The organism is Psychrobacillus sp. INOP01 (assembly GCF_018140925.1).
Lineage (GTDB): Bacteria > Bacillota > Bacilli > Bacillales_A > Planococcaceae > Psychrobacillus.
Window position 1 is genome coordinate 165,780 of sequence record NZ_CP073315.1, and the last position, 13,544, is coordinate 179,323.

At 35.1% G+C, this 13,544-nt stretch carries 16 protein-coding genes; 1 reads left to right on the plus strand and 15 read right to left on the minus strand.

All coding sequences use genetic code 11. The annotated features are described in order from the left end of the window. Positions 1 to 7: 7 nt before the first annotated feature. The 12 genes from KD050_RS00870 to KD050_RS00925 all read right to left on the minus strand — a co-directional run bounded on the left by KD050_RS00870 (position 8) and on the right by KD050_RS00925 (position 11,055). Positions 8 to 490 carry a DUF2975 domain-containing protein gene (locus KD050_RS00870; RefSeq protein WP_211894405.1) on the minus strand — a complete coding sequence of 161 codons (483 nt, stop codon included), beginning with the start codon at positions 488 to 490 and terminating at the stop codon, positions 8 to 10. Between the two features lie 654 nt (positions 491 to 1,144). Continuing rightward, complete coding sequence (locus KD050_RS00875; protein ID WP_211894406.1) at positions 1,145 to 1,450, minus strand: hypothetical protein; 306 nt, start codon at positions 1,448 to 1,450, stop codon at positions 1,145 to 1,147. A gap of 156 nt (positions 1,451 to 1,606) precedes the next feature. After that, the gene (locus tag KD050_RS00880) at positions 1,607 to 2,068 is read right to left on the minus strand and encodes an NUDIX hydrolase (RefSeq protein ID WP_211894407.1); all 462 of its coding nucleotides are present in this window, start codon (positions 2,066 to 2,068) and stop codon (positions 1,607 to 1,609) included. 177 nt (positions 2,069 to 2,245) lie between these two features. Then, positions 2,246 to 3,034 (minus strand): lipid II flippase Amj family protein, encoded by a 789-nt coding sequence (locus tag KD050_RS00885; RefSeq protein ID WP_305080251.1) that lies wholly within the window; start codon positions 3,032 to 3,034, stop codon positions 2,246 to 2,248. 325 nt (positions 3,035 to 3,359) lie between these two features. Then, positions 3,360 to 3,929, minus strand: coding sequence for a hypothetical protein (locus KD050_RS00890; protein WP_235753890.1), 570 nt, complete (start codon positions 3,927 to 3,929; stop codon positions 3,360 to 3,362). 161 nt (positions 3,930 to 4,090) lie between these two features. Continuing rightward, positions 4,091 to 4,624: a GNAT family N-acetyltransferase gene (locus KD050_RS00895; protein ID WP_211894409.1), complete on the minus strand. Its 534-nt coding sequence runs from the start codon at positions 4,622 to 4,624 to the stop codon at positions 4,091 to 4,093. Between the two features lie 154 nt (positions 4,625 to 4,778). Beyond that, positions 4,779 to 5,090: a hypothetical protein gene (locus tag KD050_RS00900; protein WP_211894410.1), complete on the minus strand. Its 312-nt coding sequence runs from the start codon at positions 5,088 to 5,090 to the stop codon at positions 4,779 to 4,781. Between the two features lie 184 nt (positions 5,091 to 5,274). Further along, positions 5,275 to 6,288: an alpha/beta hydrolase gene (locus KD050_RS00905; RefSeq protein ID WP_235753891.1), complete on the minus strand. Its 1,014-nt coding sequence runs from the start codon at positions 6,286 to 6,288 to the stop codon at positions 5,275 to 5,277. 115 nt (positions 6,289 to 6,403) lie between these two features. Next, positions 6,404 to 7,642: a sensor histidine kinase gene (locus KD050_RS00910; protein ID WP_211894411.1), complete on the minus strand. Its 1,239-nt coding sequence runs from the start codon at positions 7,640 to 7,642 to the stop codon at positions 6,404 to 6,406. After that, positions 7,639 to 8,328, minus strand: a complete 690-nt coding sequence (locus tag KD050_RS00915; RefSeq protein ID WP_211894412.1) for a response regulator transcription factor — start codon at positions 8,326 to 8,328, stop codon at positions 7,639 to 7,641. Before KD050_RS00915 ends, KD050_RS00910 begins: the two co-directional genes overlap by 4 nt. Before the next feature lie 1,089 nt (positions 8,329 to 9,417). Then, positions 9,418 to 10,383, minus strand: a complete 966-nt coding sequence (locus KD050_RS00920) for a DMT family transporter (protein WP_211894413.1) — start codon at positions 10,381 to 10,383, stop codon at positions 9,418 to 9,420. A gap of 6 nt (positions 10,384 to 10,389) precedes the next feature. After that, positions 10,390 to 11,055 (minus strand): GntR family transcriptional regulator, encoded by a 666-nt coding sequence (locus KD050_RS00925; RefSeq protein ID WP_211896161.1) that lies wholly within the window; start codon positions 11,053 to 11,055, stop codon positions 10,390 to 10,392. A 356-nt stretch (positions 11,056 to 11,411) separates the two neighbouring features. Here KD050_RS00925 and KD050_RS00930 point away from each other — a divergent pair, with 356 nt between their 5' ends. Beyond that, the gene (locus KD050_RS00930; protein WP_211894414.1) at positions 11,412 to 11,570 is read left to right on the plus strand and encodes a hypothetical protein; all 159 of its coding nucleotides are present in this window, start codon (positions 11,412 to 11,414) and stop codon (positions 11,568 to 11,570) included. Positions 11,571 to 11,938: 368 nt separating this feature from the next. Here KD050_RS00930 and KD050_RS00935 read toward each other — a convergent pair whose 3' ends face one another. The 3 genes from KD050_RS00935 to KD050_RS00945 all read right to left on the minus strand — a co-directional run bounded on the left by KD050_RS00935 (position 11,939) and on the right by KD050_RS00945 (position 13,511). Continuing rightward, positions 11,939 to 12,193, minus strand: coding sequence for a hypothetical protein (locus tag KD050_RS00935; protein ID WP_211894415.1), 255 nt, complete (start codon positions 12,191 to 12,193; stop codon positions 11,939 to 11,941). Positions 12,194 to 12,458: 265 nt separating this feature from the next. Then, positions 12,459 to 12,941 carry a cyclophilin-like fold protein gene (locus tag KD050_RS00940; protein WP_211894416.1) on the minus strand — a complete coding sequence of 161 codons (483 nt, stop codon included), beginning with the start codon at positions 12,939 to 12,941 and terminating at the stop codon, positions 12,459 to 12,461. 3 nt (positions 12,942 to 12,944) lie between these two features. Next, entirely contained in the window at positions 12,945 to 13,511 is a 567-nt protein-coding gene (locus tag KD050_RS00945) for a sugar O-acetyltransferase (protein ID WP_211894417.1), read from the minus strand. Between the last annotated feature and the right edge of the window lie 33 nt (positions 13,512 to 13,544).

A 13,544-nucleotide genomic window follows, 5' to 3' on the forward strand; every position in this document is an offset into this window, starting at 1 on the left:
ATTCACCTCAGACCGTTAAATCATTTTCTGATTTGATATTAATTGCTTCTTGTAAAAGTTTTTGGAGAACAGCCGCAAAGACTGTGATAACCACCGAAGCAAAAGGAACAACCAATCCGACAAAGATAACTCCTGGTGCGTCGTCTACTTCCGCAAAGATATAGAAGAGCGGCCAAACTAGCACATGCAAAATAATGATTGTGATGGCACAGTATTTGATTTTCTTTAAAGCTTTTACAGATAAATCGGAGAAAGCTTTATTTTTATCAATATAGCGTAAGAGTTTGAAAGCCTGATACAAAGCAAAGTAAAAAGGTATCGCCGATGCATCAAAAGCGATGATAACGAGATATTTTATAAAAGCAAACTCTGGAAGCAATTTTGCTGCAAGATTCGCCATCTCAGGCACCAAAAAGATGCACAGAGCAAGAACTGGAACTCCTAAAAGAATAACAGCTACTTTTAAAAACAACGTTGTTACTTTTTCCATAAAAAGCACCTCACTTATTTATTCTTATTTTGATTTTAAACTATTTTTTATCGATTTACAATAAATTTTTATTAATTTGGATAATATTTTTATTGCAGGTTTTTGTTTTAAGCAAAAATAAAAAGCATTCTTCATTCAAAGAAATGCTCTATAACTTTAAACCATTAAATTTATAACTTGTACAACTAACCTGCTGCGTTAGTTCAATAAGAAGGCTCCTTTACAGGCAGGTATTGTATATCCGTTTTTCAACGAAGGGTGTTTTTATTTGTTTCAATTTCTTAGGTCAGTGCGGAATAACAGGCAGGGATTATTTGATTAAAGTATTAAATTGATGAATACAAGTATGATACCTAAATCTGCAAGTACATGGCTAATAATTGGAGCAATAATTGATTTTAATTTAATTCATCCGTCCATAATCATTATAATTCTTTTTAACTAAATGAGTTGCACCCTCATAGGACAAGCTTTAACTACTGTTGATCACTTCCTATTCATTATAGCCTTCTTCAACTAGCCTGCCCCGTTAGTTTAAGTGTAAAATTTCACAATGGTTCGCCGAAATCTACTTGATGTTTTTGCATAAAAATTGAACATCGAAGTGATGGTCATGTTTAACTACAGCATCCGTGAGTTATAATAACTCCCTCATCAACCCCACCACATAGCCAAAACAAATATAGACCACCAAGAAGTTAATAAACCTATACAACTAATTCCAGAAAAATATAACCCCAATTTATCCTTTCCAATTCTAAGTTTTTTATATTGAAGGTATGCCCCCAAAAAAGAGCTTAAATATAAAAATAGACTTATTATTGTTAAGATAGTTAAATAGTATACCGGATGTATTTTAGCGAAAATTTCATTTAAAAAGTAAGCTATTCCTTGACCAAACACTCCTAATATTGTTGCTAAAATTAAACTTCCAAATATGATAGCATTAGCTTTTCTCACCAATTTCACCTCCATTATATTAAGCGAATAAAATGGAATAAAGTTAAAACATTTATGGAACTAACCTGCTGCGTTAGTTCAATAGGAAAAAGAATTGCCTAAGCAACCCCATGATCCTGAACTAAACCACACCTTTAGTTATCAAGGAAATAGTCCTCATATACTTATTTGTTCTTTAAAAAAACTAATAGGATAAACTTTTTGACTTAACAATGCTTCTGTTATTTGTTTTATAACTCCAGCGTTACGAAGTTCCTGATTTTCTAATTTCATAAGTTCAGGTAAAGTGATCCACTTACTGTCTATGATTTCACTCTCTTCTAAATTCAATGAACCACCTATTACCTCACCTATAAAATGAAATAAAATAACTTGATGATTTGTACTACTAATAAAATTGTATATACCAGTTGTTTTAGATAGTTTCACCTCATAACCTGTTTCTTCTTTTACTTCTCTACAAGCAGCAACAAGAATATCTTCCCCTTTTTCAATACGTCCAGATGGAAAATTCCACTTATTAATATCAGATGGTTTATTTTCTTTTATAATAAAAACTTCATTATTATTTTTGATTATAGATACACTTACAACTAAAACAATCCCATTTTGAGTCATCTTTTACTCTCCCATATTTCTAACATAGAAAACATGTCTTTACCTTCTTCCGGAAAAATTTATTCAACTAACCTACTGCATTAGTTCAATATGAAAAAAGGCTTTACTCCTTCTTGCAGTATAGCAACCGTTAGATTAAGTATTCAGATTCGATAATTTTTCATGTAATTTCTTAAACTACATAAGGAACTGCGTAAACCAAGCAATATACTTTGCACCTGGAATGAATAAGACTTGTGCTAAAAGTGTTCCTAACAATCTTGATGTAACCATCATTGTAGAAACACTTTTTAATGTGACATAGCTCCCTTTTTGGTTGATTACATCATCCGCTAGGATTGAGATTTTGGGGTCAATAAATACAATTAGTAAGATTGTAGCTACACCATTTATTAAACCCGATGCCATAACAGCAGTTGTTGCTCGTTCAGGTGCAAGCAACGCTGCATAAAGTGCAGATAAAACTCCAATTGTATAAATTGCTGTAATCAAAATATTAATGCAAAATAATTTAATAGGTATATCTCGCCAACTCATATCTTTTAAATAAGTATATCTAGGTAGATGAATATGCTTTTTTGCACGTCTTAAATATGATAATGTAAATCCTTTTTTCAATAACGCTGGAATCGAACCTCGTTCTTCTGCTAAATGAATGATTGCCCTCGAAAAAACAGCAATAAATGTCGGCAACAAAAGTAAACCTATTATTGTGCCTAATGTTGCAGAACCAATTAGAATTCGATACTGACTCTCGACAAATTCTAAAGCATTTTCTTTCGGTGCATTATCAATCAAACTTCCCGTAAAAGGTTGTTGCATCATATTTGCTAGCCTTGAAACCATTACCATCACATTAAATAGCGAAAGTGCCGATGCTAATAGTTTTACTCTTGCCCCTGATAAACGTACTGAATAAGCTAAGGTTTCGATCGAATGAATTATTAAGATAAATAATGCAATCATTACTAATTGCGTTGTGAAAAATTCCAAAGACATTACCTACTCGACTTTTATTTGTTTGAAATAGTTTTCGATATCTTGTCTATATCTCCCATTTACTTTATATAAACGAAATAGAATTAGATATTGTTTCCTAAGAGTTTTTATATAGGACAATACTCAATTGATACCTAATAAAATTTAGATCCATATTCAACTAACCTGCTGCTTTAGTTTAATAAGAAAAAGCTACCCTTTCAGACAGCCACTTGTTTAACTATAGCCCCCGTTAGTTTAAGTACATTTATTCACAAACTTTGCTCTTTATTTGATTGTTAACTGCAATGCTCTATTTTAAAACTGTCTCGGCTGGGGTAAATGCTTCCCATTGATTATATTTCGTTGTTATTGATGAAATAAACCAATACTCTTTAAATGGTTCTAAATTCTTTTCCACGATTATAATCTTCTGCCCACCACCAAAATCTCCATATGATGCCCATAAATCGTATTTAACGGTATACCGCATTTTGGATTTGCTAAGCTTTTCTACTTTGGTAAAACGAAAGTTTCTAACCGAAGGGCTTGACTGACCTGTTATCCAGTGAGTTTGCTCAAATTTACTCCTTGATTGTTTTCGAAGCGAAGGGGACAACATCGCATATTGAACAGCACCACTTCGACCATTTACGTCAAATATCCAGAATTCAACAGCTTGTTTTGGTTCGGTTACCATCAAACCAGTCATAAAAGACATTAACTGGCTTTCTAAAGGAGTGAGTTGTTTGCCTTTAATAATTTCTTCCTCAAAGGAAGGAGGAGGATCGTTCGTTTTTGCATTTACTGTTCCGTAATACAACCCACAAATTAGTAAACTAAATAAAATCAATAGAAGAGGTTTACTTTTATCCAATTTCATCACCCTAAATTATATTTAGGTTTAGTTTATCCTGTTCAGTTACAATCATTCCTTCTTAAACTAACCTGCCGCTTTAGTTCAATAAGAAAAAAGGCTTTACTCCTTCTTGAAGTAAAGCACCCAATAGTTTAAGTACAATATTTAACAACCTATAAATATTATTAAACGAACTTGTACATAAGTATATCGTCCACATATTTATTTTCATTTATCTTAAATTCTTTAACTTTACGACCTTCCTCAATAAATCCCATACTCTTGTATAATGATATTGCCCTATGATTTGTTGAGAAAACCCCTAAACTCACCTTTTCAATTAGTGGATGGTTTTCTGCCCAATCCAACAATGCTTTAATAAGTATTTTTCCAATTCCCATTCCTCTATAATTTTCACTTATAGACATTGAAATAGTTCCAGTGTGAGATAGTCTTTTTAAGTTATAAGAACGAAAAAAAATCGAACCTACAACTACATCATTTATCTCTGCAACTATTAAATTTTCATTTTCATTGTTTAATACCTCTTGTATTTTTTCTCTTTGTTGATTTGAAGTTTTTTTTTCTAACTCTTCAGATACTATGATGAAATAATCTCCTTCGGAAATAATGGAATTTGATATTTCTAAAAGTGCTTCCGCATCTTTTAATTCTACAGTTCGAATTATACAATTTTGAGTGTTGATTATGTCTGACATTAAAATCCCCCTATCTCTATTCTAAAAGAATTCCACAACCACATACCTATTTCCTTCTTAAACTAAACTGCCGCGTTAGTTTAATAAAAAAAGCTACCCTACAGGCAGCCACTTGTTTAACTAAAGCACCCGTTAGTTGAACAAGAAGTAAGTGTTAATTAGATAGACTCATACTTCTATTTCTTACAAATTCGAGTATATAGAAATTAATGAATGTAATTATTGGAACAAAAAACACCAGCACTACTATACCTAAACTACCAAATACTCCTTCTGTCTGTTTATGAAATGTTTGAACGTCTAACTTGTAAAGGATGACGGTTGCTATTGACAAGATAAGTGTATTTACGAAAAATGCAACTAACCTTGCCAGCCATTTCTCGTTCTTCATTTTTAATAACCAAATAGAAGTTAGAGTAGAAACGAGTAAGGAAAATACCAAAATAATGATAAACACTATATTCAAAGCCATCCCACCTTTACCTAGTCTGTTACTTGATATTAACTACTTCGATGTCCTTCCAAATTTACCTGCTTATTAAACTAACCTGCTCCGTTAGTTTAAGTGTAACATTTCACAATGGGTCGCCGATATCTAATTGATGTTTTGGACGAAAAAATAGGGTGGCAAAATTGCCACCCACATGAATTTATTTTAATACACGATCGAGAAAACCAAATACTTCTTCAAGGTTTTCTTTTGAATTAAAAGGTTCCCCTCCATGGACAGCTCTTTCCAAGAGTGTAAGCTCCACTTTTTCATCTCCCAAGACATCTATAAGTTTTTCAGAGAAATCAATGGACTGTTGCGTTGGCACGTTCGGATCAGCCGTTCCATGTTGGATAAAAAAGGCTGGATCGTTTTTTGTAATGTAAGTTGCCGGATTCGCTTTTTCTACTTGCTCTATATTCTCGGTAATATTTCCGCCGATGTACTTGCTTTCCGGAGAATCATCTGAGTTTCGTTCTCCCATTTTCGGCATAATTCCGGATTCTGTAAACTGCTCATCCAGTTTCAAAAAGTCAATTTGTCCATACCAATCAACGACAGCTTGTACTTCAGAAGAATATTCCATGTTTTCGGTATTTTCACCGTTTAAAGAGTCGTCATCTCCACTCGTACCGACTAGTGCCGCTAAGTTGCCGCCCGCACTGCCTCCCCATGCCACAACTTTCTCAGAATCCAAGTTGTATTCTTCCGCATTAGCTTTAACAAAACGAATTGCAGCTTTTACATCACTAACCGCTGCAGGAAATATTGCTTCCCCTGAAAGTCTATAGTTGACCGCTACAACTGCATATCCGTGATTGACGCCTTCAATCATTGCAGTCAGGTCCGTACCTGTTTTATCTCCCTGCATGAATCCGCCCCCGTGGATTGCGATGATGACTGGAAACGGGACTTCTCCTTCATTCGGGAAATAAATGTCCAGCTTTTGGGCTTCCGATTGGCTGTCGTATTTTACATCCAATTGTTTGTTCTTAATGAAAGAGGTATCAATTGCCTCTTTCTCAGCAGCCTGTTGCTTCGTTTCTGCTTGTTGTGTTGTTTCCGTTTCTCCACTATTTTGGGGAGCCGTATCTTTGGAACCACTCGTTGAACACCCAGCTATTAATACAGTTGCGAGGGACATTGATAAAATTGTTGAGATAGATTTTTTCATTGCGCATCACTCCTAATTGTTTTGTTAGTTCTTTCTATAAATGATCATAACAAAACATTGTGGCGCAAAAATGGCAGAAAAACGGGGTAAAACGAACGTTTTTCTGCCAAAAATTTTATGCTCTTTTTAAGGTGATAGCAAATGTGGTTCCTGCATTGGCCTGGCTTTTCACACTAATTTTCTCCCCAAGTTGCTCCATGATTTCGAGCGCAATGGAAAGCCCGAGGCCACTGCCTGTACTGGTATGCGATAAGTCTTCCTTGTTAAACCGCCCGAATATGTGCGGAAGAACTTCCTTAGAAATACCCGGACCGTTATCCATTATCATAATTTCCACTTTACGCGCTGCCGTTTTGGCATCGATCGTCACTTTGCCATGTTCCGGAGTGAATTTAAACGCGTTATCTAGCAAAATGGTAAGCACTTGTGTGATGCGATCTTCATTTGAATAGGTCGCGGGCAAACTTTTCGCTCGTTCAGTGATGTGAAATTGTAAATCCATGTCGTCTGCCAAAATAGCAAAAGGCTCTGTAACCTTAGTGATGACCTCTTTTGTGTTCACCATCGATTTAGTAAATGCCGTTTTTTTGTATTGCAGCCTAGATAATTCCAGCAAATCAGAAATGAGTTTTTCCAAGCGAACGCTTTCCCTCAAGATGATGCTGTAGTATTGGTCGATTTTTTCCTGGTCGGTGACAACATGGTCCGACAGTGTCTCTGTCAAAGCTTTGATTGATGCCAGCGGCGTTTTAAGTTCATGGCTAATATTGGCGACATAGTCTTTGCGCATTTGTTCAAGGTGATTTTTCTCTTTGATAAACATCGCAAGAAAAACCAGGATGATGACGGTTCCAATCGCCAAACTCACGAAGAAAACAAGGTAAAAACCATTAAGAGCAGCTTGATAAGCGCGTGCCTCTTTTAACAAATAGATACCACCTGTCACTTTGTTGTCATGGACTAGTGGTTGCCCGATCATAATCGCTTGCGCAGAATACCCCGGTACTTCTTGGATTTCAACTGCGGTTTTGCCACTGATGATTTTCGGCAAGTACGAGGTTAATTCCTTATTTACTTTCGCATCAGAAGAAGATTTTGAAGCAGGTTCATCATTGTAGACATCGATTTCCTTTCCATGTACATCATATGCCATTATTAAAAAATCATCGGTTCTGCTTATTTTTTCACCATCCGCAACCTCTTCTCCAATCAACGTGAGAGGCGGCTGAAGTTCTTCGATCTTGGATTGGGTAAAGTAATGTTTGATTGCAAAAGCCCCCAACAGCTGACCTGAAATAAAGATCGCTAAGATGACAAATGCAATCCACAGCTTGCTTGAAAATAACCGCTTCATACACATACCTCAAATTTATACCCGACACCGTAGACGGACTTTATGGAAAAACCGGGAGAAGCTTTAGCGATTTTTTTACGGATTCGTTTGATCAGCGTATCGACTGCACGTGTGTCTCCGATATAATCATATCCCCAAACTTTGTACAGTAATTCCTCACGGTTGACCACTTTCCCTGTGTTTTTGACTAGAAATACCAATAACTCCACCTCTTTTGCAGTAAATTCAATTTCTTGATTGTTGATCAGAACTTCATATCCGTCAATATCAATGGACAAATTTCCTGCTTTTAAATAGTGGGGATTTTCTTTTTTCGGTTGCACCCGTTTTAGTATAGTTTTGATCCTTACTACTATCTCGCGCGGAGAAAAGGGCTTTGTTATATAGTCATCAGCACCGATTTCAAGTCCGACAATCCGGTCCACTTCTTCGCTTCTTGCGCTAAGCATAAGGATAGGGATATCACTGGTTTTGCGTATTTCCTTACATACTTCGGTCCCAAAAAGACCGGGCATCATGATATCAAGTACCACTAGATCAAAGTTGTTTTCTTTAAGGAGCTTGAGTGCCATCTCTCCGTCGTAAGCAGATACACTTTTCATACCTTCAGCTTGTAAATAAGCATTGATACTTTCATGTACAGCGACATTATCGTCACAGATTAATACGGTTATGTTATGATCCATTGTGGCATATCCCTTCAATCTCTAAAGTTCATTTCTTGTTTGGATAATAAGTTTTTTGAACTCTATACTGTCATACATTAAATAAAAAAGCAATTCGAATAACTTATTGACCATTAGGCTTTAATTAAAAATACATGAAATAGTAAGTTGTTCAGTTTTGAATCACTTTTTTAAAAATAAAACCAATTGGTATGATCGCTTTCCGAAACAAGTTTATGTGGTCTATTTTATAAGTTAAGTGCTTATATATTTAGAGTTATTTTATCATTTCTTATTAAACTAACCTGCTGCGTTAGTTCAATAAGAAAAAGGTACCCTTACAGGCAGCCACTTGTTTAACTAAAGCACCCGTTAGCCATACATGCAGCAAAAAACGCTGCACCACAGAGGATGATAATTGGATCAGAACGGGTATAGATGAGTATGGCTGGCGAAGAAGGTCGATGAACTATGGTGCCATAGAGCCCATCCGTTAGTCTGACTCCAACGATCACGGTGCATCACAGACTGTCGCACTCAATACGAGTAGCACTCATGGGAGATTAATCCTACCTATAAAGAATGGAGTTGATTCTTGATTTACATTTTAACTCAAAACTCAATATAAACATTCTGAAGGCTCAGCCTTTTTTTAAAAAAGCTTTTCTGAGTCTCTTTTTTTATGCAGTTTTATAGATATCAAGCGTTTTTTAATTTTCATGGGAGTTAAAGAACGTTATTTATTTCTTCGTAAAAAAAAAAAAGATAGAAAGATAAATGCGTTAATACTTTCTTGGATATTGGCTCTTGCCTACAACTGAGTCAATGAAGGCAGCTACGAAACTAAATACTACAATAATTAATAATGTGTCTATATCAAGATTCATCGTTATCACCTTTATGTAATAATATTTACAACGTCTGATTAGGATATGTACAAATAAAGACCCCCTACTTGCAACAGGAGGGAGCCATGACACCAAATCAGGTTATTTTTACCACTCTTGAGCCGTTGGTGTGACAATCATATAATTATACTCACTTGAATTAACTTTGAAATTGCCCGTAACAAAAAGATAAAACCGGGTAAGAGAAAGATGATTTAAAGATTCACTGACTATTTAAAAAATACTTTTCCACTCTTCTATTTGAAACATAACTATGCAAAATCATGCCAAGAATGACGATAACGATACCTAACCAAGATAATGGAGAAGGAAGTGGTATCGATAGAAATAGTAGTTCCCCAGCTAATGCAAAAAGCACTTCCATTGATTGAGTTGCTTCAACAGCAGCTAACTTTTGCATATTTCCTCTTACTATATCTGTTGCCATGAAAAATAAGATAGTCGCAATGACTCCTGAAAAAAGTGCCACCAATAACGATTGAAGACTTTGCCCTCCACTCGGTAACCCGACGGTAAACAAGCCATACAAGGAAAGTAAAAACCAGAAAGGAAGACTTGCTAGTGTCATTCCTAACACCCGTTGATAAGCATCTAAACGCCCTTCACATACATCCATCATTTTACGATTTCCTAAGGGATAGGCAAATGATGCAACTAGAATAGGGACAACTCCCAATAATAGATTTTCTAAAGAAAATTGCTTTGCATGGTCCATTTGCATGAGAACAATACCTAAAAGAATGATCAATGACATGATAAGACCTCTAAAGGGAATTTTCCCTCTTATCTGTAATGGACCATTCTTTGTGTGTATCGTTTCAAAAAATAACGGTGTTAGTAATGCACCTGAAATAATCGTAATTTGCCATGTACCAGCGATCAGCCATCCAGGTGAATATGCAGAGGCAAAACATAACGGAGCATAGAATAACCCGAAACCAACAAAGCTCCATAACATCCATTTTCCTGGTTGTTTTCTCATTTCGTTTAAGAGTGGTCTTAGATTTTTTCTCATGATGACAATACACAAAAGAAATGGGACCATAAAGATAAATCGGAGCGAAGCACTCCAAATCCAACTACCACCAGACAACTCCATAGATGCATTAAGAACAAATGTAAAGGCAAAAAAGAAGGCTGCACAAATACCGATTAAAATTGATTTCAACTGAACTCACCTCGGTTCCGTTTGTTGTGTTAACATCACGCCAAGACTTAGCCAGTTTTCTTCTACAAGACGAACAATTTTTTCATATTCTTGATTTTTACAAGCTGATATAATTCGATTGTGCTGTTCAACCGAATTTAACCCTTTAAGTGTAGTGAATTGTGAAATCTCTAATCGTTGAATTTTAGGTACGCTACGTTCCAATGCAAATGTAATTTCAGGGTTCCCAGCCACGTCTAGGAAAACCTTATGAAAATTTCCATCTGCTTCAATTGCTTTAATTGCTTCACCTTTTTCAATGGCAAATTTCAAAGTCTTATTGCTAAATTCTAATTCTTCAATATCCATTTCCTTCAATAAAGGACTTGCAAGGCGAGCAGCTAAAGCATGTAAAGCTGCTACAACAGTAAAAGCATGTTTCGCCTCCTTTAATTTTAATGGTGCTACACGAGTAGATGACCCTGGAAGTGACTCAACAAGTCCTTCGTCTTCCAGGCGTTTTAGTGCTTCCCTAACAGGGGTACGACTAATTCCAAACTTCTCTGCTAATTCTTTGTCATTTAAGCGTTCTTCTGGTTGTAATTCCAAGTTAATAATCGACTTTTGTAAAGTTTGATACACTTCATCTCTAAATGACAAACGTTTAATTGGTTTTATAATATCTTTTTCCATAAAACCAATATATCGCATTTTGGTTTCACTTTCAATAATTAATGCTCTTCTACAACTTCCTTATTGAAGAACTAGCAAAATAGCAACTAATGGATATTATCAAAATCAATTAAGTAGTGATCCAGCTTATGATAAAAAATTAGTTGGCCAGTCTTCACTATATCCTAAGAATTCTATTGTTTGTAAATCTAGTGCAACAACTGGGTACATGCGGTAAAGTAGATTCTGAAAGCTTTAGAGACGAATGGGGAGAATTAGTTGTAAGAGTAAAAAAAGATCCTTCTCAAGGTTTAATATCAGGTTGAGGAGATAGTGGTGCAGCAGTAATTAATGGCAATAATCAACTTATAGGAGTGTTGAGTAAGCGAGGTATAAGTAGCACCCTTACTTCACCAGTAAATGGAAGTAAAGTTGATGTAGGTTATACAATGTACTTTCCACCTTGGGTAGAAGTCGCTTCTAGATATGGTATCACTTTATATACATCAAATACCGGTACTAAAATCATCAACTAAGTAACATTTCATAAACACCTTATAGAATCAATCTATAAGGTGTTTACTCTTTCCTAATAAATGCGTGGGTTTTATAAAATTCAAGGTACTAACTAAAATGTACTGTACATTTATACTAAATGTGTAATTCCACTAACAAATCCCTCCATTAATGAAGTAGCGCCAATTTCACAACTGTCCAGTGACATTATAGTTGGTAACCCATCCAATCGTACTTTAAGGTTTTTACATTATAGTTAGTAACCCATTTCTTAATGTTATGGTTCAAATTTAAAATACGCAGTAATTTTATATTAATTATTTCGGAAATCGAATATTTAACTAAAGCACCCGTTAGTTACAGAAGTACTGCATACTGAGTTCTATTATTACAAATCAAAGAAACAAAAAGAGCCTAATATACAGACAAAAGCCATTATCCATAAAGTCAAATAAGTAGGTTTCTTTAGTTCTCTATCTAATGTTGATATAGATTGAATAACTTTGATAACTACCGCTGCAAAGAGAGCTACCATTAATGCACCTATTAAAGTAGGAATGTCGATTAGATATTCATCAATTAGTCTAAACAGAATAACCGCAAACGCTACCGAAACAGCAGAAAGAAAATGCTTTAAATTCATTTGAATCTCCCTTTCTCATTACAATTTCCTCTAATAAACCTACTTATAATTCCCTTTAACAAGTACTTCTTCTTCTTTTTTTAAAAATCTGCTACTTAAACTAAACTGCTGCGTTAGTTCAATAAGAAAAAAGGCTTTACCCCTTCTTGAAGTAAAGCACTCCGTTAGTTTAAGTATAATATTTCACAAATGGAGAATCATTATAAAATTTCCTTTTTATCTAACACCATACTTCAAATCATAAGAAGTTAAATATCTACAAGAGTTAGTCCACTTTTGATACCAAGACTATTCCTTCCATATCTTTTAGATTGTCTAATCCCTCGACAATTTCGCCTAACTTAATAAGCCCAGAAGAGTATCGGAAATCCTTATAATAAAGTACTAGTCCCTCCCATGGAGCATAGTAGGCAAAATCTCCAAGATTCGGATCATATCCAAAATTACCTTCTAGCTTAGGTAAGGGGTCTAATAAGTCTGTTACTTTTTCTGTATGCGCGTAATCTTTGAATTCAAATTCTAAAGGTAGGCGTTCATAAAAAGCACTGGCAGAATTATTGTTTTCAAGCAATACCAAAATCTCTTTGTCAGCAAATTCAAATCGTATTTTTTTCTCTAAATCCTCAGTAAGTATTTGTGATTCCTCCTCCATAGTAGATGAAAGTTCATTTTGACCAAAAGGAAATATGAAAAAGAAAAATAAGGATACGATAGTTAAAATAATTAAAGCAATTCCTATCTTCTTCATTAATTATATCTTCTTCATAAATTTAGCTGGAACGCCTGCAACAACAGTATCTTCCGGAACATCTTTAGTAACAACTGCCCCTGCTGCAACAACAGAGTTGTTTCCAATCGTCACACCAGGTAATATTGTTGCGTTTGATCCAATCCATACATTCTTCCCAATTACAACCGGAGAGGGAAATGTTGTGTTTCTTGTCACTAAATCTAACCCATGATTAAGTGTTGCGATCACGACATTCATGCCTATCATTGAACCGTCTCCTATACTAATTCCACCCCTATCCTGGAAAGAACACCCTGTGTTAAAAAACACGTTTTTTCCAATGGTAATATTCATACCGAAATCTGTATGAAATGGTGGAAAACACATAAAAGAAGCATCAACTTTTTTACCTGTTAGTTCACTAAAAATATCAACTATTTCTTCTCTGGAATGATAGGATGTATTCAATTTCATTGTTATCTTTTGGGCTTCATAACTACGTTGAGTTAATAGCCCATGTAATGCTTTATCCTCACCTGAAATCGGATTACCTACCTTACAAAACTCTATAAAATCATTCATGTCCATTTTTAAAAACCCCTATCTTTTTTGACCACTTAT

Excerpts from the sequence above, each read along its gene's own strand:
- KD050_RS00870 (WP_211894405.1), bottom strand. The coding sequence starts at position 490 with ATGGAAAAAGTAACAACGTTGTTTTTAAAAGTAGCTGTTATTCTTTTA.
- KD050_RS00880 (WP_211894407.1), bottom strand. The coding sequence starts at position 2,068 with ATGACTCAAAATGGGATTGTTTTAGTTGTAAGTGTATCTATAATCAAA.
- KD050_RS00885 (WP_305080251.1), bottom strand. The coding sequence starts at position 3,034 with ATGATTGCATTATTTATCTTAATAATTCATTCGATCGAAACCTTAGCT.
- KD050_RS00890 (WP_235753890.1), bottom strand. The coding sequence starts at position 3,929 with ATGAAATTGGATAAAAGTAAACCTCTTCTATTGATTTTATTTAGTTTA.
- KD050_RS00895 (WP_211894409.1), bottom strand. The coding sequence starts at position 4,624 with ATGTCAGACATAATCAACACTCAAAATTGTATAATTCGAACTGTAGAA.
- KD050_RS00905 (WP_235753891.1), bottom strand. The coding sequence starts at position 6,288 with ATGAAAAAATCTATCTCAACAATTTTATCAATGTCCCTCGCAACTGTA.
- KD050_RS00910 (WP_211894411.1), bottom strand. The coding sequence starts at position 7,642 with ATGAAGCGGTTATTTTCAAGCAAGCTGTGGATTGCATTTGTCATCTTA.
- KD050_RS00915 (WP_211894412.1), bottom strand. The coding sequence starts at position 8,328 with ATGGATCATAACATAACCGTATTAATCTGTGACGATAATGTCGCTGTA.
- KD050_RS00925 (WP_211896161.1), bottom strand. The coding sequence starts at position 11,055 with ATGGAAAAAGATATTATAAAACCAATTAAACGTTTGTCATTTAGAGAT.
- KD050_RS00935 (WP_211894415.1), bottom strand. The coding sequence starts at position 12,193 with ATGAATTTAAAGCATTTTCTTTCTGCTGTTTCGGTAGCGTTTGCGGTT.
- KD050_RS00940 (WP_211894416.1), bottom strand. The coding sequence starts at position 12,941 with ATGAAGAAGATAGGAATTGCTTTAATTATTTTAACTATCGTATCCTTA.
- KD050_RS00945 (WP_211894417.1), bottom strand. The coding sequence starts at position 13,511 with ATGGACATGAATGATTTTATAGAGTTTTGTAAGGTAGGTAATCCGATT.